Source organism: Mesorhizobium captivum, from assembly GCF_033977165.1.
GTDB lineage: Bacteria > Pseudomonadota > Alphaproteobacteria > Rhizobiales > Rhizobiaceae > Mesorhizobium > Mesorhizobium captivum.
The window spans coordinates 15,190-37,149 of record NZ_JAVIJB010000002.1; the positions used below are offsets into that span (position 1 = coordinate 15,190).

General features: G+C 62.6%; 18 protein-coding genes. 12 read left to right on the forward strand and 6 right to left on the reverse strand.

Features of this window, described 5'->3' with window-relative positions; translation table 11 throughout:
* Positions 1-183 precede the first annotated feature (183 nt).
* The 8 genes from RFM40_RS02115 to RFM40_RS02150 all read left to right on the forward strand — a co-directional run bounded on the left by RFM40_RS02115 (position 184) and on the right by RFM40_RS02150 (position 9,659).
* The gene (locus RFM40_RS02115; RefSeq protein ID WP_320226037.1) at positions 184-1,677 is read left to right on the forward strand and encodes a DegQ family serine endoprotease; all 1,494 of its coding nucleotides are present in this window, start codon (positions 184-186) and stop codon (positions 1,675-1,677) included.
* Between the two features lie 105 nt (positions 1,678-1,782).
* On the forward strand, positions 1,783-3,090 hold the full coding sequence (locus RFM40_RS02120; RefSeq protein ID WP_320226036.1) for a replication-associated recombination protein A: 1,308 nt from the start codon (positions 1,783-1,785) through the stop codon (positions 3,088-3,090).
* Between the two features lie 4 nt (positions 3,091-3,094).
* Positions 3,095-3,757 (forward strand): DUF930 domain-containing protein, encoded by a 663-nt coding sequence (locus tag RFM40_RS02125; protein ID WP_320226035.1) that lies wholly within the window; start codon positions 3,095-3,097, stop codon positions 3,755-3,757.
* Positions 3,758-3,918: 161 nt separating this feature from the next.
* Positions 3,919-4,749, forward strand: coding sequence for an aspartyl/asparaginyl beta-hydroxylase domain-containing protein (locus tag RFM40_RS02130; protein ID WP_320226034.1), 831 nt, complete (start codon positions 3,919-3,921; stop codon positions 4,747-4,749).
* A gap of 127 nt (positions 4,750-4,876) precedes the next feature.
* Positions 4,877-5,863 carry an RluA family pseudouridine synthase gene (locus tag RFM40_RS02135; RefSeq protein WP_320226033.1) on the forward strand — a complete coding sequence of 329 codons (987 nt, stop codon included), beginning with the start codon at positions 4,877-4,879 and terminating at the stop codon, positions 5,861-5,863.
* Between the two features lie 41 nt (positions 5,864-5,904).
* Positions 5,905-6,780, forward strand: coding sequence for a DMT family transporter (locus RFM40_RS02140; RefSeq protein ID WP_320226046.1), 876 nt, complete (start codon positions 5,905-5,907; stop codon positions 6,778-6,780).
* A gap of 10 nt (positions 6,781-6,790) precedes the next feature.
* Complete coding sequence (locus RFM40_RS02145; RefSeq protein WP_320277054.1) at positions 6,791-7,582, forward strand: ATP12 family chaperone protein; 792 nt, start codon at positions 6,791-6,793, stop codon at positions 7,580-7,582.
* A gap of 187 nt (positions 7,583-7,769) precedes the next feature.
* A complete protein-coding gene (locus RFM40_RS02150; protein WP_320226031.1) occupies positions 7,770-9,659 on the forward strand; it encodes an MFS transporter in 1,890 nt (629 codons plus the stop codon).
* A 74-nt stretch (positions 9,660-9,733) separates the two neighbouring features.
* Here RFM40_RS02150 and RFM40_RS02155 read toward each other — a convergent pair whose 3' ends face one another.
* A complete protein-coding gene (locus tag RFM40_RS02155) occupies positions 9,734-9,925 on the reverse strand; it encodes a DUF2735 domain-containing protein (protein ID WP_320226030.1) in 192 nt (63 codons plus the stop codon).
* 311 nt (positions 9,926-10,236) lie between these two features.
* Between RFM40_RS02155 and RFM40_RS02160 the strand changes: the two genes are divergently transcribed.
* Positions 10,237-11,277, forward strand: coding sequence for a glutamine synthetase beta-grasp domain-containing protein (locus RFM40_RS02160; RefSeq protein WP_320277055.1), 1,041 nt, complete (start codon positions 10,237-10,239; stop codon positions 11,275-11,277).
* Between the two features lie 360 nt (positions 11,278-11,637).
* Here RFM40_RS02160 and glnA read toward each other — a convergent pair whose 3' ends face one another.
* Complete coding sequence (glnA, locus tag RFM40_RS02165) at positions 11,638-13,047, reverse strand: type I glutamate--ammonia ligase (protein ID WP_320226028.1); 1,410 nt, start codon at positions 13,045-13,047, stop codon at positions 11,638-11,640.
* Positions 13,048-13,107: 60 nt separating this feature from the next.
* Complete coding sequence (locus RFM40_RS02170; RefSeq protein ID WP_006205430.1) at positions 13,108-13,446, reverse strand: P-II family nitrogen regulator; 339 nt, start codon at positions 13,444-13,446, stop codon at positions 13,108-13,110.
* A gap of 346 nt (positions 13,447-13,792) precedes the next feature.
* Between RFM40_RS02170 and RFM40_RS02175 the strand changes: the two genes are divergently transcribed.
* Together RFM40_RS02175 and RFM40_RS02180 are read left to right on the forward strand one after the other, a co-directional pair.
* Entirely contained in the window at positions 13,793-15,319 is a 1,527-nt protein-coding gene (locus tag RFM40_RS02175; protein ID WP_320226027.1) for an NAD(P)H-hydrate dehydratase, read from the forward strand.
* A complete protein-coding gene (locus RFM40_RS02180) occupies positions 15,316-17,322 on the forward strand; it encodes a hypothetical protein (protein ID WP_320226026.1) in 2,007 nt (668 codons plus the stop codon). Before RFM40_RS02175 ends, RFM40_RS02180 begins: the two co-directional genes overlap by 4 nt.
* Positions 17,323-17,389: 67 nt before the next feature.
* Here the strand turns inward: RFM40_RS02180 and waaF are convergent, their stop codons facing one another.
* Entirely contained in the window at positions 17,390-18,406 is a 1,017-nt protein-coding gene (waaF, locus tag RFM40_RS02185; RefSeq protein ID WP_320226025.1) for a lipopolysaccharide heptosyltransferase II, read from the reverse strand.
* A gap of 79 nt (positions 18,407-18,485) precedes the next feature.
* Between waaF and RFM40_RS02190 the strand changes: the two genes are divergently transcribed.
* Entirely contained in the window at positions 18,486-18,956 is a 471-nt protein-coding gene (locus tag RFM40_RS02190) for a DUF6165 family protein (protein WP_320226024.1), read from the forward strand.
* Between the two features lie 61 nt (positions 18,957-19,017).
* Here RFM40_RS02190 and RFM40_RS02195 read toward each other — a convergent pair whose 3' ends face one another.
* Both RFM40_RS02195 and RFM40_RS02200 read right to left on the reverse strand, forming a co-directional pair.
* Positions 19,018-19,959: a glycosyltransferase gene (locus RFM40_RS02195; protein ID WP_320277056.1), complete on the reverse strand. Its 942-nt coding sequence runs from the start codon at positions 19,957-19,959 to the stop codon at positions 19,018-19,020.
* Between the two features lie 122 nt (positions 19,960-20,081).
* Positions 20,082-21,614 (reverse strand): acyl-CoA carboxylase subunit beta, encoded by a 1,533-nt coding sequence (locus RFM40_RS02200; protein ID WP_320226022.1) that lies wholly within the window; start codon positions 21,612-21,614, stop codon positions 20,082-20,084.
* Positions 21,615-21,960: the final 346 nt, after the last annotated feature.

The window sequence follows — 21,960 nt, forward strand, 5'->3', positions numbered from 1 at the left end:
GGTTTTCGGAAGTGACTGCGAGGGGCCTGCGGGCCCCTTTTGCATTTCGAGGCGGAGCCTCGGAGCGAGCGGGTTTTCGCACGCAGGCTCATGCTTTTGCGCGACAAGTGCCTGATTTCCGTGCATTAGCCTTTCATTCTGCACAATCGTCGGGACAATGGCGCCTGATCTGGAGGATTCGGAATGCACCTCAAACGGCTGTTTCTCATTGCAGTTTGCGCGCTCGCCGCTTTCGCCGCGGCACCTAGCGTCAGACAGGCATTGGCTGAGGACGCCGCCAAACCGGCCGATCCCGGTCTCTCCGACGTCCTGACCGATCTTCTGCACGGCGTCGAAGGCGAGAACGCCACCTCCGGGCCAGACAAGCGCGTGCCGTTCGGCCGTGAGGAGGTGCAGCTTTCCTTCGCGCCGCTGGTCAAGCAGACGGCACCGGCCGTGGTCAATGTCTATGCCTCGCAGACCGCCAAAGTGACCTCGCCCTTCGAGGGCGATCCCTTTTTCGAGGAATTCTTCGGCCGCGCCCAGCCGCGTGCGCAGTCTTCGCTGGGCTCCGGCGTTCTGGTCGATCCGAGCGGCGTCATCGTCACCAATTATCACGTCATCAAGAACGCCGACGAAGTGAAGGTCGCGACCGCCGACGGGCGCGAGTTCACCAGCAAGGTGATGCTCAAGGACGAGACGCTCGATCTCGCCGTGCTCAAGATCTCGGCCGACAAGCCGTTCCCGGTGATCGCCATCGGCGATTCCGACGCGCTCGAGGTCGGCGATCTGTTGCTCGCCATCGGCAATCCGTTCGGCGTCGGCCAGACCACCACCAGCGGCATTGTTTCCGCGCTTGCCCGCAGCCATATCGGCGTTTCGGATTCCGGCTACTTCATCCAGACCGATGCCGCCATCAATCCCGGCAATTCCGGCGGCGCGCTGATCAACATGGGCGGCCAGCTGGTCGGCATCAATACGGCTATCTACAGCCGCAGCGGCGGCTCGATCGGCATCGGCTTCGCCATCCCGTCGAACATGGTGCGCGCCTTCGCCGATGCGGCGAAGGCCGGCCTCGACTTCTTCGAGCGGCCCTATATCGGCGCCGAATTTGAAGCCGTGACGCCGCAGATCGCGGAATCGCTGGGCATGGAAAAGCCGACTGGCGCGCTGGTCTCCTCGGTCGATGCAACCGGCCCGGCCGGCAAGGCCGGGCTCAAGCCGGGCGACGTGGTGCTGTCGCTCAACAACACCCCGGTCGAAAGCATCGAGGCGCTGGACTACCGCATGGCGACGCTGTCGATCGGCACCAAGGCCACCTTCGCCGTGCTGAGCAAGGGCCAGCAGGCGACGCTTGAGATTGCCTTGGAGCGCGCGCCGGAGGGTGCCAAGGCCGCGGAAGTCACTTTGCACGGTCGCAGCCCGTTCTCGGGTGCCAAGGTGGCGGAACTGTCTCCGCGCCTTGCCCAGCGGCTTGGCCTGCGCACCGATTTGAAGGGCGTCACCGTGGTTGACATCAACCGCGATTCGCCAGCCGCCGATTTCGGCTTCCAACCAGGCGATATCGTGCGCGAAGTGAACGGTACGAGCATCGACACGGCGGCGACGCTGGCACAGATTGCTCAGCAGGACACGCGCTGGTGGCGCTTTACCGTCGAGCGTGGCGGGCAGACACTGCGCCAGGTGTTGCGTTACTGAGACGATCTTCCCATTTAGAGCATGATCCCGAAAAGTGGGAGCCGGTTTTCGGATAAGATCATGCTCCAAAAGGAGCAGGGATCGCGCTCCAACTAGAAGACAAGCATGGCTGACCTGTTCAGTTCCGATGAACCGGAGAAGGCGCCGCCCGGCCGGCCGCTGGCCGACCGGTTGCGCCCGAAGAACCTTGGCGAGGTCGTCGGCCAGGAGCATCTGACCGGCCCCGATGGGGCGCTGACACGGCTGATCAATTCCGGCACGCTCGGCTCGATGATCTTCTGGGGCCCGCCCGGCACCGGCAAGACGACGGTGGCGCGGTTGCTCGCCGGTGAAACCCACCTTGCCTTCGAGCAGATATCGGCGGTGTTTTCCGGCGTTGCCGACCTCAAGAAAGTGTTCGAGGCGGCGAAGCTCAGGCGCTCCAACGGCCGCCAGACGTTGCTCTTCGTCGATGAGATCCATCGCTTCAACCGTGCCCAGCAGGACGGCTTTTTGCCGGTCATGGAAGACGGCACGGTGGTACTGGTCGGCGCCACCACCGAAAACCCGTCCTTCGAACTGAACGCCGCGCTTCTGTCCCGTGCGCGCGTGCTCGTCTTCCGCTCGTTGGGCGAGGAGAGCATCGCAAAACTCCTGGCGCGCGCGGAAGAAACCGAGGGCAGGGCGCTGCCGCTCGACGACGAGGCGCGCGCCATGCTGATCCGCATGGCCGATGGCGACGGCCGCGCCTCGCTGACGCTGGCCGAGGAAGTCTGGCGCGCCGCCAAGCCCGGCGAGGTGTTTGGGCCGGAGGGCCTGCAGCGCGTCATCCAGCGCCGCGCGCCGATCTACGACAAGGGCCAGGACGGTCATTACAATCTGATCTCGGCGCTGCATAAATCGGTGCGTGGCTCGGACCCCGATGCCGCCCTCTATTACCTTGCCCGCATGTTCGATGCCGGTGAGGATCCGCTCTATCTCGGGCGCCGGCTGGTGCGTATGGCGGTGGAAGACATCGGCCTTGCCGACCCGCAGGCACTGGTCATCGCCAATGCCGCCAAGGACGCCTATGACTATCTGGGCTCGCCCGAGGGCGAGCTCGCCTTTGCCGAGGCCACCGTCTATCTCGCCACCGCCCCGAAGTCGAACGCCGTCTACACCGCCTTCAAGGCGGCGACTTTAGCGGCCAAGGAATTCGGCTCGCTGCTGCCACCGAAACACATCCTCAACGCGCCGACCAAGCTGATGAAGGAAGAGGATTACGGCGCCGGCTACCGCTACGACCACGACGAGCCGGATGCCTTCTCGGGCCAGGACTATTTCCCGGAAAAGATGGGCCGCCACACTTTCTACGATCCGCCGGAGCGCGGATTCGAGCGCGATATCCGAAAGCGGCTGGAATATTGGGGAAAGCTGCGCAAAGAGCGGGAGTAACTGCTTGCGCGGCCCGGCGAGCCTGGCGCCTCGCAGCGAAGCTTCGCCATGGGGCATCTCGGCTTCAGCCGCGCTCCACGCCCTGCTCGCCGCAACTCTCGCCCTGATGCCACTGCCCAAATGGCCGAAGCAGTTGGAGGAAGAGCGCGTGTCGGTCGACATCCTGACGTCGCAGCAGTTCGAGGGTTCGACCCGGCCGGCACCGAACCCAGCCACTGCGGAGCCGCAAGCACCAAAACCGCAGCCCGTGCCAAGCCTGGCAAAGCCTCCGGCCCAGCCCAGCATGATCCGTGCGACCGAAATGCTGTCGGCCAAGACGATTGCCGATCCGCGCAGCAGGCAGGTCCGGGCCGATCTTGCGACATTCGCGTCCGACGAGCGTATGACCCAGCTTTGCAATATCGAGGCGATGGACCAGATCCACAAATGGAAGGCGGATTTCCAGCCCGATCGCGTGGTGGCCTATGCGACGGCCGAGGAAAAGATCGCCGGTACCACGGTCAAGGCCGACGGCGCAGCCTTCCGTAGCCGGAGAAACTGGTACGCGCTGAAATTCAACTGCGCGCTGGCGCAGGATGGCGAGAGCGTGATCGGCTTCGAGTTCCTGGTCGGCGATCCCGTGCCACGGGAAAAATGGGACGAGCTTGGTCTGCCGGCCGTGCATTGACCAGAAATGGAGTGATACACTCCAGATATTTGTTAGTTACCCTCGGGGTTATCGCGCCAGCATTGTGCAGGGAAACAAAAAATCCTATCAAGGCGCACGGCCGACGGGGGTCGCCGTGATTTGGCTCATGCGAACAGGATCGCGCTCCCGCGCGAAAGACTATGACAAAGCAAACCCGTAAGACCCTTCGTCAGGCCGCAATCGCAGTCCCGCTTCTCGCGCTCGGCTTTTACTTCATCCCGATCCTGACGACGATCTGGATCGTCTGCGGTCTGATCGACGTGCTGCGCAATGCAAACAAGGACCTGTCGTTATTCCGCGGCTATTTCCTCGGCAACGGCATCTTTACCTGGCTGCTGTCGCCCTTCAACCTGTTGGTTGACTTGCTTTGCTACCGGAACCCGGGCGTGTGGAAGCTGGAGAAGTTTCCCGCCGACTATCAGCGTGAGGTGAACGAGGTTCTCGACGTCTTTAAGGCTCGCAAGGACGAGATTATCGCTGACATCGACGCCAATTTCGGCACCGGCCGGCGCGGCATGTACGTCTATCAGTGGTATGGCAAGCACAAGATCGATAACGTCGCGGAATTCAACAAGGACTACAAATACATCAAGACCATCGCGGTCTCAGTCTTCAGAGGCAAGGAATCGACTTCCTGGCATTTCGGGCCGCTGCGGCTCAGCCTGCGCATCCTCTACAACCTGTTGCCGGTGAAGGCCGAAATTTTCGTCGAGTGCAACAACGCCAGGAACTACTGGCACGACAATCCGCTCTACATTTTCGACGACACCCTGCTTCACCGTTCGGTCAACGAGTATGACGGGCGCCGCTACTGCGTGTTCATGGACATCATCCGCCCATCGCCATTCCCCGGCCTGATCGCCGGCCTTCTCGCCGTCGTCTCGGTGAGCGTCGAGCGCATCAATTCCATGTTCTACAAGAACTGGAAGATGATCGGTTCGTCCAAGGCCAAGAAGGCAGCCGCCAACTGAGACATCCGGCGCTTGCGGCGCCGAAAGTGCTCCTTGGCGCGATCTTTGTTCGTTATTTGGGTCTTTGGCTCACAACCGCACTGCCTTAATGCTATGGCCCCGCTTTCAAACGGAAAAAAGCGAAGTCATGGCAGGTGTTGAACAAATCACGGTGGAGGCCGGCGAGGCGGGCATGCGGCTCGACCGCTGGTTCAAGGTCCACTATCCGGGCCTCGGCTTCGGTCACCTGCAGAAGCTTTTGCGCTCCGGCCAGGTCCGCGTCGATGGCGGCCGGGTGAAGGCAGACACGCGCCTCGAGCCCGGCCAGACCGTCCGCATCCCGCCGCTCGACGTCGACAAGAAGGGCGATGCCTCGCTCACCGGCCACTCGATCCGCAACCAGGGCGATGCCGATGTGCTGGCCAAGATGCTCTTGCACGAGGACCCGAAAGTTTTCGTCTTCAACAAGCCCGCCGGGCTTGCCGTGCAGGGCGGCTCCGGCGTCACCCGCAATGTCGACGACATGCTGGAAGCCTGGCGCAACCAGAAAGGCGAGAAGCCGCGCCTCGTCCACCGCCTCGACCGCGACACTTCCGGCGTGCTGGTCGTCGCCCGCACCCGCCTTGCCGCGATGAAGCTGTCGGAAGCGTTCCGGGCGCGCGAGACCAAGAAGACCTATTGGGCTTTGGTCAAGGGCGTGCCGCCGAAGCGTGAGGACAAGATCTCGACCTGGCTGGTCAAGGAGCCAACGCCGGACGGCGACCGCGTGCGTATCGCCAAGCATGGCGAGAAGGGCGCCGACCATGCCGTGTCCTACTATCGCGTCGTCGAGCAGGCGGCGCAGTCGCTCTCCTGGCTGGAGATGGAACCCTATACTGGCCGCACCCATCAGCTCCGCGTCCATGCCGCCCATATCGGCTGCCCGATCATCGGCGACCCTAAATATTTCGAAGCCGACACCAACTGGGAATTCCCGGGTGGTATTCAGAACCGCCTGCATCTGCATGCGCGCCGCATCGTCATTCCGCACCCCGACCACGGCGTCATCGATGTCACAGCGCCGATGCCGCCGCATATGCGCCAGAGCTGGAACCTGCTCGGCTTCGACGAGCAGAGCGCCGAGGACGACAATTGAGTGGCGCCACCGATACGCTCGACCGGCGCGATGCGGTCGATATGACCGCAGCCGCCATGATGGTCGGGCTGACGCTGTCCTGGGGGTTGAACTATGTCGCCGCCAAGGTCTCCTATGCCGGCTACGACCCGGTGTTCGTGTCGATCGCGCGCTCGATCCTCGGCGGTCTCTGCGTTCTCGGCTGGTGCCGGTTGCGCGGCATCAAGCTGTTCGAAGCGGACGGGACACTGATCGTCGGCGCTGCCGTCGGGGTGCTCTTCGGTGTCGAGTTCCTGTTCCTCTATATCGGGCTGGAGTACACGACCGTTGCGCGCAACACGCTCTTGGTCAACACTATGCCTTTCTGGGTGCTGGTCGGCGGCCACTTCCTGCTCGGCGAGCGCATCAATGCGCGCAAGCTTGGCGGTCTCGTGCTGGCCTTCTGCGGTCTGCTGGCGGTGTTCTCCGACGGGATCGTCGCCGGCAAGGACGCGACGCTGACGGGTGATCTGCTCAGTCTCGGCTCTGGCATCCTTTGGGCGTTGACCAGCATTGTCATCAAGCGGTCGAAGCTGGTCGGGACCAGCGCCGAGAAGCTCTTGCTTTATCAATTGGCGGGCGCCGCCGTCGTTGGTGCCCTGGTGATGCCGTTTGCCGGACCGCCGATCCGCGCATTCGCTGCATTGCCGACACTGGCTTTGATGTTCCAGTCTTTCTATGTCGTCGCCTTCACCTATGTGTTGTGGTTCTGGTTGCTGACGCGCTATCCGGCAGCAGGCTTGTCGAGCTTCGCTTTCCTGTCACCGGTGTTCGGCGTTCTGTGCGGCGCGGTGCTGTTGGGCGAGCCGCTGACGATCAGGATTTTCCTGGCGCTGGCGCTGATCGCCGCCGGGCTGATCATCGTCAATCGCCCGGCGCGCAGGCAGCCCACAGTGTAAGGAGTTCGGCATGCGCGATATCCTCGAAGACCTCGAAGCTGGAAAGCTGCTTTCCGATCCGGATCCGGTGCGCCGCGCCCAGATCCAGATGAAGACGCCGCTGCCGAAGCGTTTCTACAAGGCGGTTTCGGTCGTGCCGGTCGAAGGTGGGTTTGCCGTCCATCTCGACGGCAGGGCGGTCCGCACGCCTGGAAAGGCGCTGCTGGTGCTGCCGAATGAACGAGCAGCGGCGCTGGTGGCTGACGAGTTTTCCGCGCAGAGCGAACTCATCGACCCCGTCACCATGCCGGTCATGCGGCTTGCCAACACCGCCATCGACGGCGTCGCCAGCGATCCGCAAGCGGTGCTGGAGGACGTCCTGCGCTTCGCTTCGTCGGACCTGCTCTGCTACCGCGCCGATGGCCCGCAAGGACTGGTCGATCGGCAAAACAAGCTCTGGGACCCGGTCCTCGATTGGGCGAGCAGCCGCCTTGGCGCGCGCTTCAATCTTGCCGAAGGCGTCATCCATGTCGAGCAGCCGCGCGAGACGATCGCCGTGCTTGGCGCCCATCTTGCCCAGCGCAGCGAGCCGCTGCGTCTGGCCGCCATCCATGTCATGACCTCACTGACGGGCTCGGCTCTGCTCGCTTTAGCCGTCGATTTCGGAGAGCTCGACGGCGAGGAAGCGTGGACCGCCGGCCATGTCGATGAGGACTGGCAGATCGAGCATTGGGGCCAGGATGCCGAAGCGGTCGCGCGCCGCTCGGTCCGCAAGCGAGACATGACGGCCGCCGTCGCTCTGCTCGAAGCGCTGCAAACCTGAATGCCGCCCCCCACTTTCGCATTGCACCTAATACGAAAGTCATAATCCCATCGTCGCGGTGCCTTTCGCCGGCGCTTTCTGCCATTTTTCCCATCGTTGGCTGCGTTTTTGAGTCCGCGTTCGCAGGAGTTGCGGACGGTGGCGCGCAGCCATCGAGGACAGACGGGATCCACGGGAGGATATATCAATGGCAATGGCTTCGACCGCCGGCAGAACAAGCCGCGGCATGACGCGGGAGGAAAAGAAGGTCATCTTCGCCTCCTCGCTCGGCACCGTTTTCGAATGGTACGATTTCTATCTCTACGGTTCGCTGGCCGCCTTCATCGGTGCGACCTTCTTCAGCCCGACCATCCCCGAGGCGACGCGCAACATCTTCGCGCTATTGGCCTTCGCCGCCGGCTTCCTCGTCCGTCCGTTCGGCGCGCTGGTGTTCGGCCGCATCGGCGACCTCGTCGGCCGCAAATACACCTTCCTCGTCACCATGACGATCATGGGCCTGTCGACCTTCCTGGTCGGCCTGCTGCCCGGCTACGCCAGCTGGGGCATAGCAGCACCGGTGATCCTGATCGGGCTGCGCATGCTGCAGGGCCTGGCGCTCGGCGGCGAATATGGCGGTGCCGCGACCTATGTCGCCGAGCATGCGCCGGACGATCGCCGCGGCTATTATACCTCCTGGATCCAGACGACGGCGACGCTCGGCCTGTTCCTGTCGCTGATCGTCATCCTGATCGTCCAAGGGTCGCTCAGCAAGGAAACCTACGCCAGCTGGGGCTGGCGCATTCCCTTCATCGTCTCTTTCCTGCTGCTCGCCATCTCGATCTGGATCCGACTATCGCTCTCGGAGTCGCCGACGTTCCAGCGCATGAAGGACGAGGGCAAGGGCTCCAAGGCGCCGCTTTCGGAAGCTTTCGGGCAGTGGAAGAACGCCAAGATCGCGCTGCTCGCGCTGCTCGGCCTCACCGCCGGCCAGGCCGTGATCTGGTACAATGGGCAGTTCTACGCGCTGTTCTTCCTGCAGAACGTGCTGAAGGTCGACGCGCAGTCGGTCAACATCATGATCGCGATCGCGCTGGCTGTCGGCTCGATCTTCTTCGTCGTGTTCGGCTGGCTGTCCGACAAGATCGGCCGCAAGCCGATCATCATGGCTGGCCTGGCGCTTGGCATCGTCTGCACCTTCCCGCTGTTCAAGGCGCTGACCTGGGCCGCCAATCCGGCTTTGGCCACCGCGCAGCAGAACACCCGCGCGACGGTGACGGCAGCGCCTGGCGACTGCAGGTTCCAGTTCAACCCGGTCGGCACGGCGAAGTTCACGACATCTTGCGATATCGCGACCTCGTTCCTGACTAAGAACTCGGTGCCTTACGACGTCGTGTCGACGGCAGCACCCGGCACGGCGGCCACGGTCAAGATCGGCAACGAGACGGTGGAGTCCTATGACGCCGTCGCCGCCGGCGACCAGGCCAAGGCCAAGGAGGCCGCCTTTCAGAAGGCAGTCAACATCTCGCTGCGGGACGGCGGTTATCCGCTGAAGCGCGCCGCGGCCAAGGTGCCTGACCAGAAGGTCGACGCCTTCGTCGCGGCCAATCCGGAGCTGAAGCTCGACGCCGCAGCGATCCGTGGCGGCGAGAAGGCGACGGTTCCGGCCGACAAGGCGGTCACCGACAAGCTGCTGACCAAGGATGAGGCAGCCGGCGCGCCGGAGGTCATCGTCTACAACATTCCGGGCGGCGGTCCCTTCGCCATGGTCGCCGATCCGGCGGCTGTGAACTGGCCGATGACGATCGGCATCCTGTTCATCCTGGTGGTGTTCGTGACCATGGTCTACGGCCCGATCGCCGCGATCCTGGTCGAGATGTTCCCGACCCGTATCCGCTACACCGGTATGTCGCTGCCCTACCACATCGGCAATGGCTGGTTCGGCGGGCTGCTGCCGGCGACGGTGTTTGCGCTGAGCGCCTATAAGGGCGATATCTACTATGGCCTCTGGTACCCGGTGCTGATCGCGGCAATGTCGCTCATCATCGGCATGATCTTCGTCAGGGATACGCTCGGCACCGACCTGCACACCAAGCAGTAGCTGATCGTCTGCAAATGCAAAGCCCGGCGTGAGCGATCACGCCGGGCTTTTTCATGCGAAAGCGTTGCAGGAAGTCAGCTCTTGCGCTGGTTCTCTTCCTCGATCGCCGCCTCGTGGTACCAGCCGTCGAAATCGGCGTGCGTATCGCGCAGCGAGGCAAGCTCTGCCGCGAATTTGGCCTTTGCGCCTAAATTTGAGGCAGACGCCCGGCCTGCAAGCGGAAACATCAGAATCTTTGCCGACGGACGGGACGTGGTGACTTCCATTGGCGGCCTCCCTTCTTTCCAGGAGCTTGTCGATTCAACTTTCTCCCAAGATAGGTTCTGCGAGTCATTTAGGCAATATGCCCACAAGAAGATCAGTATTTGCCTATTATTCAGGCATAAATCGCGCCTGAGTGATTGCCGCGCATTGCTGAGACGGCTCAGCAAAATCAAAGCTTTGCCATCACCATTTTGCCGCAGCCCTGGCGGGGAGAGTGGCACACGAATTGCATTTTAAACGAACGGCAGGCCGGCTCGGTCCGGCCATGCATTGATTCCGCCATGGCGGTGTCCAAGCAACGAGAGGCACTGGAATGACCAAATACAAGCTCGAGTATATCTGGCTCGACGGCTACACCCCGACCCCCAATCTGCGCGGCAAGACCCAGATCAAGGAGTTTGCCGAGTTCCCGACCCTCGAGCAGCTGCCGCTGTGGGGCTTTGACGGTTCGTCGACGAACCAGGCCGAAGGCCGCAGCTCCGACTGCGTGCTGAAGCCAGTGGCGGTTTATCCGGATCCGGCCCGCACCAACGGCGCTCTGGTCATGTGCGAAGTCATGATGCCGGATGGCGTCACGCCGCACGCGTCGAACAGCCGTGCGACCATCCTCGACGACGAGGGCGCCTGGTTCGGCTTCGAGCAGGAGTATTTCTTCTACAAGGACGGCCGTCCGCTCGGCTTCCCCGAGAGCGGCTATCCGGCGCCGCAGGGTCCGTATTACACCGGCGTCGGCTACAAGAATGTCGGCGATGTCGCGCGCCAGATCGTCGAGGAGCATCTCGACCTCTGCCTCGCCGCCGGCATTAACCATGAAGGCATCAATGCCGAGGTGGCCAAGGGCCAGTGGGAATTCCAAATCTTCGGCAAGGGCTCCAAGAAGGCCGCCGACCAGATGTGGATGGCGCGCTACCTGCTGCTGCGCCTGACCGAGAAGTACGGCATCGACATCGAATTCCACTGCAAGCCGCTCGGCGACACCGACTGGAACGGCTCGGGCATGCATTGCAACTTCTCGACCAAGTACATGCGCGAAGTCGGTGGCAAAGCCTATTTCGAGGCGCTGATGGCGCAGTTCGAAAAGAACCTGATGGATCATATCGCCGTCTACGGTCCGGACAACGACAAGCGCCTGACCGGCAAGCACGAGACCGCGCCATGGAACAAGTTCTCCTACGGCATCGCCGACCGCGGCGCCTCGATCCGCGTGCCGCATTCCTTCGTCAAGAACGACTACAAGGGCTATCTGGAAGACCGTCGCCCGAATTCGCAGGGCGACCCCTACCAGATCGCCTCGCAGGTCCTGAAGACGATCTCGCAGGTCTCGACCGACGCGAAGGTCTCGGCGGCAGCCTGATGCTTTGTGGCGCGGGCGAAAGGTCCGCGGCGTGACGTGAATGACAAAAAGCCCCGGCGGGAAAAACGCCGGGGCTTTTTGCGTGGAGATTGGTGAGAGTTCCGCCGCGCAGCCGTCAGTCGGCGATGACGCCACCAGAGCAATTCCAGGGAAGTGTGTAACGGTTTTCCGTCTGGAGTTGCGTAAAAACAAAAGAGAGAGCGGTTCGGCGTTTCCGTGAGACGGTGAACCGCTCCACGATCTTGTGCGGCATGCCAGGAGCGCGGTTGCCGCCATGGGGCGACGGAATAGATCCGAGCAAATGAAAAGCCCTTGGGAGGCTTCCCTTCCAAGGGCTGAATTTTCTATTCGATCAAAGTGTTAGACAGAATAGTACATGTCGTACTCGACCGGGTGCGGGGTCATCTCGAAGCGCATGACCTCGGCCATCTTCAGCTCGATATAGCTGTCGATCTGGTCGTCGTCGAAGACGCCGCCGGCCTTCAGGAAGCCCCGGTCCTTGTCGAGACTCTGCAGCGCTTCGCGCAGCGAGCCGCAGACGGTCGGGATCTTCTTCAGTTCCTTCGGCGGCAGGTCGTAGAGATCCTTGTCCATCGGCTGTCCGGGGTGGATCTTGTTCTTGATGCCGTCGAGGCCGGCCATCAGCATGGCGGCGAAGCCGAGATAGGGGTTCGCGCCCGGATCGGGGAAGCGGACCTCGACACGCTTCGACTTCGGCGACGAGCCGAACGGAATGCGGCAGGAGGCCGAGCGGTTGCGCGCCGAATAGGCGAGCAGCACCGGCGCTTCATAACCCGGCACCAGACGCTTGTAGGAGTTGGTCAGCGGGTTGGTGAAGGCGTTGATCGCCTTGGCGTGCTTGATGATGCCGCCGATATAGAACAGGCAGGTCTCCGACAGGCCGGCATATTCGTTGCCGGCGAAGGTCGGCTTGCCGCCCTTCCAGATCGACTGGTGGACATGCATGCCCGAGCCGTTGTCGCCGAACACCGGCTTCGGCATGAAGGTGGCCGTCTTGCCATAGGCGTTGGCGACCTGGTGCACGACATACTTGTAGATCAGCATCTTGTCGGCGTTACGCACCAGCGTGTCGAACTTGATGCCGAGTTCGTGCTGGGCCGCGGCGACCTCGTGGTGATGCTTTTCGACCCGCACGCCCATTTCGGCGAGCACGGTCAACATTTCGGAACGCATGTCCTGGCAGGAATCGATCGGCGGCACAGGGAAATAGCCGCCCTTGATGCGCGGACGATGGCCAAGGTTGCCGGTCTCGTAGTCGGTGTCGTCGTTGGACGGCAGCTCGGTCGAGTCCACGCGGAAGCCGGTATTGTAGGGATCGGCCTTGTACTTGACGTCGTCGAACACGAAGAACTCGGCTTCCGGGCCGACATAGACCGTGTCGCCAATGCCTTCCGACTTCATGTAGGCCTCGGCCTTCTTGGCGGTGCCGCGCGGGTCGCGGTTATAGGCCTCGCCCGAGACCGGATCGAGGATGTCGCACAGGATGACCATGGTCGACTGGGCGAAGAACGGGTCCATATGGACCGTGTCCGTGTCCGGCATCAGCACCATGTCGGACTCGTTGATCGCCTTCCAGCCGGCGATGGATGAGCCGTCGAACATCACGCCATCGGCGAACATGTCTTCCTCGACCTCGACGACATCCATCGTCACATGCTGCAGCTTGCCCCGCGGATCGGTGAAGCGCAGGTCGACGAACTTCACGTCGTTGTCCTTGATCTGCTTCATGATGTCTTTGGCTGTCGTCATGTCATGTATCCCTGTGTGATGACGTTTTTTGATGATGACGGTTCAGAAAGATGGATGGCGTCAGACGGCGTCCATGCCGGTCTCGCCGGTGCGGATGCGGACGACTTCCTCGATGTTGGAGACGAAGATCTTGCCGTCGCCGATGCGGCCGGTCTGCGCCGCCTTGCGGATGGCTTCGATGGCGCCTTCGACGGCGTCGTCGCCGAGCACCACCTCGATCTTCACCTTGGGCAGGAAGTCGACGACATATTCGGCACCCCGATAGAGTTCGGTGTGGCCTTTCTGCCGGCCAAAGCCTTTGGCCTCGGTGACGGTGATGCCCTGCAGTCCGGCCTCCTGAAGCGCTTCCTTCACTTCGTCCAGCTTGAATGGCTTGATGATCGCTTCGATTTTTTTCATGTAGAAAGTGGCCTCCACTGCCAAAGAGACGGGTTGTGAGCCCCGCTTGCGCCTCCATCAAGCACGAAGCGTGCCAATTCCAGGTTGTTGGAGACGGTATCGGGCGATTCAGATGCCATGCCGCACCCGGATGCAAATTCGCGTCATCGGCTGCATTGGATGCGTCATCGACGCCCAAAGCCTATACATCGCTCCTCCATCCGTCTGCGCAAAATTTGAGCAGATAGCGCAATTTGCAGGCAGATTCCCCTCCAGGCGCCGCCGCTTTGGACTGGCATTCGGCCGCTGCTGTTTGCTTCGAACCGCAAATCGGACAATGCTTGATCGGATGGAGATCGGCAATCCCATGCACAATGAACTTCTTTCACCGGCCGAAATGGCCGAGGCTGACCGACTGGCGATCGCGGAAGGTCCGCTCGACGGCTACGGGTTGATGCGCCGCGCCGGCGCGGCGGTCGCGGCGGTGGTGCTGGCGCGCTACCCGGCGGCGACGCGGGTGCATGTGCTGTGCGGTCCCGGCAACAATGGCGGCGACGGCTATGTCGTGGCGCGACTGCTCCAGGAGAGCGGCGTCGACGTCGCGATGTGGGTATCGGGCGAGCCGCGGACAGGCAGCGACGCCGCGCTCGCCGCTACCGAGTGCAGGCTCGAGCGTCGACCGCTGTCCGCCTTCGCCGCCGATCCCGGCTCGCTCGTGGTCGACGCGCTGTACGGCGCAGGGCTCTCAAAACCACTGTCGGGCGACGCCACCCGGGCGGTCCAGGTCTCGACGCATCTCGGCTTGCCGGTCGTCGCTGTAGACCTGCCTTCCGGCGTTTCCGGCGAAAGCGGCGATATCCTCGGCAGCGCGTTCCGCGCGGCCACGACCGTGACCTTCGCACGAAAAAAGCCCGGACATCTGCTTTTGCCTGGCCGCGAGCAATGCGGCGAGATCGTGGTTGCCGACATCGGCATCGGTGACGAAGTCATCGCCCGGATCGCGCCGCGAACCTTCGAGAACGGACCAGCACTCTGGCTGGCCACCTTTCCGGTCCCGGCTGTCGATGCGCACAAATACAGGCGGGGCCATGCGAGCGTCTTTTCCGGCGGACCTTCGGCGACCGGTGCCGCGCGCTTGTCGGCGCTGGCAGCCGCAAGAAGCGGGGCAGGGGCGGTTACGGTCCTGTCGCCGGCCAACGCCATGCAGGTGAACGCCGCCCATCTGACCTCGATCATGCTGCGCAAGGCCGATACGGCAGCCGATCTCGGCGCTTTCCTCACCGATCGCCGCCCTTCGTCCTTTGTGCTCGGCCCGGGGTTTGGCGTCGGCGAGAAGGCGCGCGATTTTGCCCTTGCGCTGCTCGGCGCCGGGCAAGCGCGGAACACCGGCGTTGAAGGGCTGGTGCTCGACGCCGACGGCATCACCTCGTTTCGCGACGAGCCTGAGATACTGTTCCAGGCGGCCCGCGGATCCGGCGCGCCGGCGCTGGTGATGACGCCGCATGAGGGTGAACTCGGCCGGCTGTTCCCTGACATTGCGGAGGACGAGGCGCTTTCGAAACTCGCCAAGGCGCGTGCGGCGGCGGCACGGGCCAATGCCATCGTCATCTACAAGGGGGCCGATACGGTGATCGCCGCGCCGGATGGCCGCGCTGCAATCAACAGCAACGGCGCGCCATGGCTCGCCACTGCGGGCTCCGGCGATGTGTTGGCAGGGATCATCGCCGGGCTGCTGGCGCAGGGCATGCCTGCCTTTAAGGCGGCCAGCGCTGCCGTCTGGGTTCATGCCGAAGCCGGCAGCCGGTTCGGACCCGGACTGATCGCTGAAGATTTGCCTTTGGTCGTGGTGCCTGTGTTGCGCGAGTTGGTGGAAAGCGGGATGGCTGCCCGATGACGCGGCTGGCGATCCTCGTCGCGGTCGCCGCCATCGCAGTCTTTGGCGTGCCGGCGGCTCATGCCGCCAGTCGTACAGTCACCATCGTCGACGATCCACAGCTGCTCGCCAAGCTCGATGCCAAGGGCTTCGGCTTCGCCGGCATCTTCGGCGTCGGCGGCAAGGACGACCTGAAGAGCCTCTATGACGCAGCACCTGCCTACCGCGCCATCGTCGAGACGGTGTCCGCCGACGTCGCGGGACTCCGCGCCGACATGAAGGCCGGCGGCCGGCCGCTCTATGAAGTCACCGACGGCAATGTCGGCCGCATCATCGACATGCGCTGGCTGCAGACCAATGCCGCGCGCTTCCGCCTCGTCGGCGTCGTCAACCGACTCGACCGGCGCGACTTCGCGGAACTCGGCAAGGAGCCTGGCTGCGGCGAGGTGCGTTTCGTCTACCGCCTTGCCTATAGTTTCAAGAAGAGCGGCAAGGTTTTGGCCTCGCGGCTGCCGTTCAACTTCAATGCCGTCTACCGCGTCGCTGCGGACGCCGACGGCGGCTGTACCGGTGCTGCCGGACGCTGGACGCCCCAGCTCGACGAGGCGGTCGATGCCGGCTGGCTGACCGGCGGACCGCTGGAAAAAGCGAGCCTCTCCTTCAAGCAGCTCGAACTCAACGCCCAGGTTGTGCGCTTTCCTTCCGGCCAGGAGACCGAGTTCGGCGGGCAGGCCGCCTATCTCATGCGGATCTTCGGCATCGACGGGGCAGCCGTCAGCGAGAAGCCGCTGGAAAACACGCCCGACACCGCACGCATTGCGGAAGACGCACAGTTGAAAGCAAAACTTGCCGACTATGTCCGCGCCAATGCCGCGGCGATCGATCTCGGCGTCTACGAAATCCCGGATGAATTCCTGGCGAAGAAAGTCATCTCCTGGTCGACCTTCGGCAGCGCCAGGCAGGCCAACCATCCGTTCACGCCGCTCATCAACCCGGAAGAGTTTGCTGACCTCGACTATTCGAAGTTTTCACTGGCGCGCAGCCCGGAAGCCTTGGTCGAACGGCTCGACAACGGCGTCTGCCAGGGCTGCCATCAGGCGGGCTCGACCGCCGGTTTCCATTTCATCGGGCTCGACGACGGCACGACCTCGCCGCTCAACCGCATCGAGGTCGGCATCTCGCCGCATCTCCATGCCGAGATCCCGCGCCGCGAAGCGTGGCTGCAGGCAACGGCGGAGGGCAAGCAACCCAACCGTTTTCGTCCGCTCTCCTTCGCGCCGCCGGCCGCCTGGAAAGCCACCGGCGAGATCGCCTATGCGCCCGCCGAGACCGCGATGCCCTGCCTGGTACCGGAAGACGCCGCTCGCTTTGGCAACAGTTGGCAATGCGGAGGCGGCACGATTTGCACGCCGATCGTGACCGCATCAGGGGTGCGAACGAAACTTGCGCAATGCTTGCTGCCCAAGGAGAGCCCCGCGATGTTTTCCGGCCATCCCTGCCTGACCGGCACTATTGCCAGCAACGCCGCGCAGCCCTTCAACGACCGCTACAAGATCACCGGCCAGTTCGCGGCCTTCGCGCCCGCCATCTCACGAACCGCCTATACCTGCCGTCCACCCAAGATCGGCGTTCCAGGCGGCTTCGCCTACCGCGGCTGCGACGGCAAGGATCTGGCCTTCTCCGCCTTCAAGGCCGGCAAGCCGATGCCGAGCGAAATCTGCGGCCTGGTCGGCGGCAAGAAGTTCGATCTCTGCGTGGCGACCAACAATTTCGACCAATGCCTGGGCGGCGCCGTCAATCGCGGCAACCGTCCGGCCTGCTCGGCCGAGCATTTCTGCCGCGAGGACTATATGTGCCAGTCGCTGCCGTCCGATACGCCAGGCGCCGCCAAGGTCAAGGGCATCGGCTTCTGCTCGCCGACCTACTTTCTGTTCCAGATGCGCATCGACAACCATGCGACGCCTTGGGCGAACACCGCCCGTGCGAGCATGAGCGCGGGCTTTGGCGCCGCCGCGGAGGAGTAGACGTTGGGCCAAGTGGGCAGCCTTTCGGGATGCCGCTGACCGATCCAACTATTTGTTGCGAATTCCTCTAGCTGCCTTGCGGGCGGTCCGCCAAGGCGGAAGCTAAGGCCTCGCGCACTCTTTCTTCGCTCACGCCGACGGTGCCTACGATCCAACTTGGCGTCGATATTGGCGGCTCGAGAAGGCGAACATGCTGATTTACTGGTGCATGGATGTAGGAGAGGTTTGAGCCGAAGATAAGCACGCAAGGCACACTCAGCGCGGCCGCAGCATGAGACATGCCGCCATTGACGCCAAGAAACAACGCGGACGCGGCAAGCTGATACATGACATCGATTAGCGGCGTAGTGGTGAAATCTACTGCTTGCGGCACCTCCGCCCGAATTCGGTTCGCCGCCCCGTGTTCGCGAGGGCCGCCGACGATCCATACCGCCCAGCCGCGACTGGAATAGTCTTTCGCGATCGAGATAAAGCGCTCCATCGGCCACGATCGGAGGCGTTCCATCTCACCGGTGAATAATGCCAGGGCTGGCCTCTCAGCATCGACACCGGCGCGCTTGCGCCATTCATCCAGTTCCACAGCAGGGATGATCATCTGCGGTGAGGGCCAATCAACGTTCGCCGTCAGCTTTACGCCCAGCGTAGCAACGGAACACACCTCTTCGTAAAGGCGCGTCTTGCGCGGACCGAACGCCCACAGATGCCGTAGCCAATCAGCCGGCAGACGATTGACCAGCCCGAACTGCAATTCCTGCGGATAGCCGATGCGCTCCGGTATTCTGGCCATGAAAGGTATCAAGGCCGCCTTGATCGTGCTCGTCATGAGATAGGCCGAGCCATAGTTCTCCTTGCGGAGCTCGCGAACGAGATCGCGGCGTTCGGCCAAACCAAGCCGAATATGCTGTTTCTTGAGCGCCCAGGCTTTTCGGACGTGCGGCATAAACCGGGCAAAAACTACGTTCCCGGGCGACGTCACGATATCGATCGGGCGGCCTGGAAATCGATCGGCAAGGATGCGAATGGCCGAATGGCAGCGGACGAAATCGCCAACCGCCGGAAAACAGACCACGAGAATTGGATCCAAGGCGCACTACCTTTCGCGTTCTCTCCATCCTGGCGCCTAGCGGCCGTTTGGAGATTGACTCGGCCCGTTTCGGCTGGCTATGCCCCTGCGCAACCGGAGCGGTCCATATTCCTTGCCGGCATCGTTTGGCAAGTTCACCAGAAAAGGCCAGCAGATGGTCAGGCCCATACTCGTCGAGATTGCCCCGGGCGAATTGCTCGACAAGATTTCGATCCTTGAAATCAAGGCGGAAAATATCGCCGACATCTCCAAGCGCGCCAATGTCCTGCTTGAACTGGAACAGCTGTCGCGTGTTCGCGACGAGCATCTTCCAACCTCGGAAAAATTGGCAGGCCTTTACGTAGAACTGAAGGCTGTCAATCAAGAACTATGGCTTGTCGAGGACAATATCCGCGTGGAAGAGCTCAACAAACGTTTCGGCGATCGTTTCATCGAACTCGCCCGGAGCGTCTACCGGACAAACGATCGTCGCGCCGCGCTAAAGCGCGAAATCAACCTTCTGCTGAAGTCGGCGATCATCGAGGAAAAATCTTACGAGAGCTACGATTAGGTCGCCACCCGAGACATCCGGCGCGGAACAGACTTTGGCGCCCGCGAGCGCCGCTGATCTGTCACGGAAGCGCTTCGCCATCAAGAATACGGGCATAGAGTTCCAGATAGGCCTTCGCCGTTTTTGCGATCGGAAATCTGTCGGCCGCCGATTCACGGCATTTGTGCGCGCACAGGTCCGCGATCTCGGCAAAGCCGCGCGCGAATTCTCCGTCGCTCTCGAAGAAACGGCCTGTGTCTGCATCCACCGTTTCCGGCAATGCGCCGTATGCCGTGGTCAGTACGGGCGTGCCGCACAGCATGGCCTCCACAGGCGCGTTGCCGAAGGGCTCTTCCCACGCGATGGGATTGAGGAAGGCCTTCGACTGGCCGAGCAGGCGCAGCTTCTCTTCGCCGTCGACGACGCCGTCGAAGCGATAGCGGCGAGAAAGACTTTTGAAAAAGACACCCTCGCGGCGGGTCTGGCTTCGACCCAGCAGCTTCCACCGGGAACCGCCGGCGATATCGAGGGCAAAGTCGAACTTCCTGGCAAGGTCGACTGCCCGGTTTAGGCCCTTTCCGGCGCGCGCGATGGCCGCCATGAAGAGGAGACGATCGTTCTTCGATTTGGCGGGCCGATAGTCGTCTACTGGAAATCCGTTGTAGACAAAGGTCTTGCGGCCGTGCAGCTGGGCGTGCCGGGCGCTGATGAAGCTCCAATTCGGTTGCGGTCGCGGATAGTCCGGCAAATGACCGCGCTCAGTGTTGAGGGTCGGGAAGGGGACTTCGACCTTCCAGGCATGAAGGTGGACAATCTGCGTGTCCCGCGGGATCGCCGCTCGGCATTCGGCATCGTCCACCGCATGCCGCACCTCGCACAATGGATGTGACGATCCAGGGCCCGCCACGAGAACGACACGGTGTCCCTGCTTGACCAGTTCAGTGGCCAGCCAGTCGACCTGACGTTCTATCCCGCCATAGCCTTTGCACGGAATAACGCCCTTCGTTGCCAGGGTTATTAGCATTCCCGCATCAATGGCGTTACGGAGTGCCAATTGTCAACCGTCTAAGGCGGCGACGATTTGGAAACCACAGATCTCTGATGGACGTGCTGGCCGACTTGATACGAGACTTGGACGGAACGCTTTCACAGCGGAATGTTGTCGTGCTTTTTCCAGGGGTTCTGCAGGTCCTTGTTGCGCAGCATCCGCAGCGCCCGCGCCACACGGCGGCGCGTCGAGTGCGGCATGATCACCTCATCGACATAGCCGCGCTCGGCCGCGACGAAGGGCGACAGGAAGCGATCCTCGTAAGCCTTGGTGTGGGCAGCGATCTTTTCCGCGTTGCCGATGTCCTTCCGGTAGATGATCTCGACCGCGCCCCTTGCGCCCATCACCGCGATCTGCGCCGTCGGCCAGGCGTAATTCATATCGCCGCGCAGGTGCTTTGACGCCATCACGTCATAGGCGCCGCCATACGCCTTGCGGGTGATCACGGTGATCTTCGGCACGGTCGCTTCGGCATAGGCGAAGAGCAGCTTGGCGCCATGCTTGATCAGCCCGCCATATTCCTGCGCGGTGCCGGGCAGGAACCCCGGAACGTCGACGAAAGTGACGATCGGGATCGAGAAACAGTCGCAGAAACGCACGAAGCGCGCCGCCTTGCGGCTGGCGTCGGAATCGAGCACGCCCGCCAGCACCATCGGCTGGTTGGCGACGAAGCCGACGGTCCGACCATCGACGCGGCCGAAGCCGGTGACGATGTTCTTGGCAAAACTCGCCTGGATCTCGAAGAAGTCGCCTTCGTCGGCGACTTTCAGGATCAGTTCCTTGATATCATACGGCTTGTTGGCGTTGTCGGGGATCAGCCGGTCGAGCGACATGTCGTGATCCGTCACCGACTGGTAGCATTCGACCTCGGGAATCTCGGCCGTATTGGACGCCGGCAAAAGGTCGATCAGCCTGCGCATCTGCAGCAGCGCCTCGACGTCGTTGTCATAGGCGCCGTCGGCGATGGAGGATCTGGTCGTGTGCACCGTGGCGCCGCCGAGACTTTCTGCCGTCACCGTCTCGTTGGTCACCGTCTTTACGACGTCCGGCCCGGTGACGAACATGTAGGAGGTGTCGCGCACCATGAAGATGAAGTCGGTCATGGCGGGCGAATAGACGTCGCCGCCGGCGCAGGGACCCATGATCAGCGAAATCTGCGGGATGACGCCGGAGGCGAGCACGTTGCGCTGGAAGATCTCGGCATAGCCGCCGAGCGCTGCCACGCCTTCCTGGATGCGCGCGCCGCCCGCGTCATAAAGGCCGATGATCGGCGCGCGGTTGCGCAACGCCATCTCCTGCACCTTGACCACCTTCTCGGCATGCGCCTCCGACAGCGAGCCGCCGAAGACCGTGAAATCCTTGGCAAAAAGGTAGACCGGCCTTCCGTTGACCGTGCCCCAGCCGGTCACCACGCCGTCGCCGGCGATCTTGGTCTTTTCCATGCCGAAGTCGGTGGAGCGGTGCTCGACATACATGTCGAACTCCTCGAACGAACCCTCGTCGAGGAACACCTCGATGCGCTCACGAGCGGTGAGCTTGCCTTTCTTGTGCTGGGCCTCGATCCTTTCCTTGCCGCCGCCCATGCGGGCGATCTCGCGGCGGCGCTCGAGTTCCTTCAGCACATCCTTCATCGCTGCCCCCAAAAAGGAAAGGTGATTGGTGGTAATCGCGAGGGCAGCCAAGTGCAAGCGGTGCTTTGGCCTTGCTGCGCTGCAACATGGCCCCTTGCATTTCCGAGCGGACTCAGCCATATGCAGCGGCATAGGCGCTTGGGCCGAACTTTCGGCTTTCTCCATGAATGAGACTGGTTGCGTCTGTTTCCCTCTTTCCGGTCAATCGGCAAGGTGGCGAAAGAGCCCCGGAGCATGAAGCTCGCGGGCACGACAGCGCAGCCGCGCGGACAGCCTGTCCGCCGCCTTGTCGTTTCCTGACAATTTTTCGACGGCAGGTTGCGCCCTGCCGCTATCGATGTTTGCG

Coding starts and splice junctions, on each gene's coding strand:
- RFM40_RS02115 (WP_320226037.1), top strand. CDS start 184: ATGCACCTCAAACGGCTGTTTCTCATTGCAGTTTGCGCGCTCGCCGCT.
- RFM40_RS02120 (WP_320226036.1), top strand. CDS start 1,783: ATGGCTGACCTGTTCAGTTCCGATGAACCGGAGAAGGCGCCGCCCGGC.
- RFM40_RS02130 (WP_320226034.1), top strand. CDS start 3,919: ATGACAAAGCAAACCCGTAAGACCCTTCGTCAGGCCGCAATCGCAGTC.
- RFM40_RS02135 (WP_320226033.1), top strand. CDS start 4,877: ATGGCAGGTGTTGAACAAATCACGGTGGAGGCCGGCGAGGCGGGCATG.
- RFM40_RS02140 (WP_320226046.1), top strand. CDS start 5,905: ATGACCGCAGCCGCCATGATGGTCGGGCTGACGCTGTCCTGGGGGTTG.
- RFM40_RS02145 (WP_320277054.1), top strand. CDS start 6,791: ATGCGCGATATCCTCGAAGACCTCGAAGCTGGAAAGCTGCTTTCCGAT.
- RFM40_RS02150 (WP_320226031.1), top strand. CDS start 7,770: ATGGCAATGGCTTCGACCGCCGGCAGAACAAGCCGCGGCATGACGCGG.
- RFM40_RS02155 (WP_320226030.1), bottom strand. CDS start 9,925: ATGGAAGTCACCACGTCCCGTCCGTCGGCAAAGATTCTGATGTTTCCG.
- RFM40_RS02160 (WP_320277055.1), top strand. CDS start 10,237: ATGACCAAATACAAGCTCGAGTATATCTGGCTCGACGGCTACACCCCG.
- glnA (WP_320226028.1), bottom strand. CDS start 13,047: ATGACGACAGCCAAAGACATCATGAAGCAGATCAAGGACAACGACGTG.
- RFM40_RS02170 (WP_006205430.1), bottom strand. CDS start 13,446: ATGAAAAAAATCGAAGCGATCATCAAGCCATTCAAGCTGGACGAAGTG.
- RFM40_RS02175 (WP_320226027.1), top strand. CDS start 13,793: ATGCACAATGAACTTCTTTCACCGGCCGAAATGGCCGAGGCTGACCGA.
- RFM40_RS02180 (WP_320226026.1), top strand. CDS start 15,316: ATGACGCGGCTGGCGATCCTCGTCGCGGTCGCCGCCATCGCAGTCTTT.
- RFM40_RS02190 (WP_320226024.1), top strand. CDS start 18,486: ATGCCCCTGCGCAACCGGAGCGGTCCATATTCCTTGCCGGCATCGTTT.
- RFM40_RS02195 (WP_320277056.1), bottom strand. CDS start 19,959: ATGCTAATAACCCTGGCAACGAAGGGCGTTATTCCGTGCAAAGGCTAT.
- RFM40_RS02200 (WP_320226022.1), bottom strand. CDS start 21,614: ATGAAGGATGTGCTGAAGGAACTCGAGCGCCGCCGCGAGATCGCCCGC.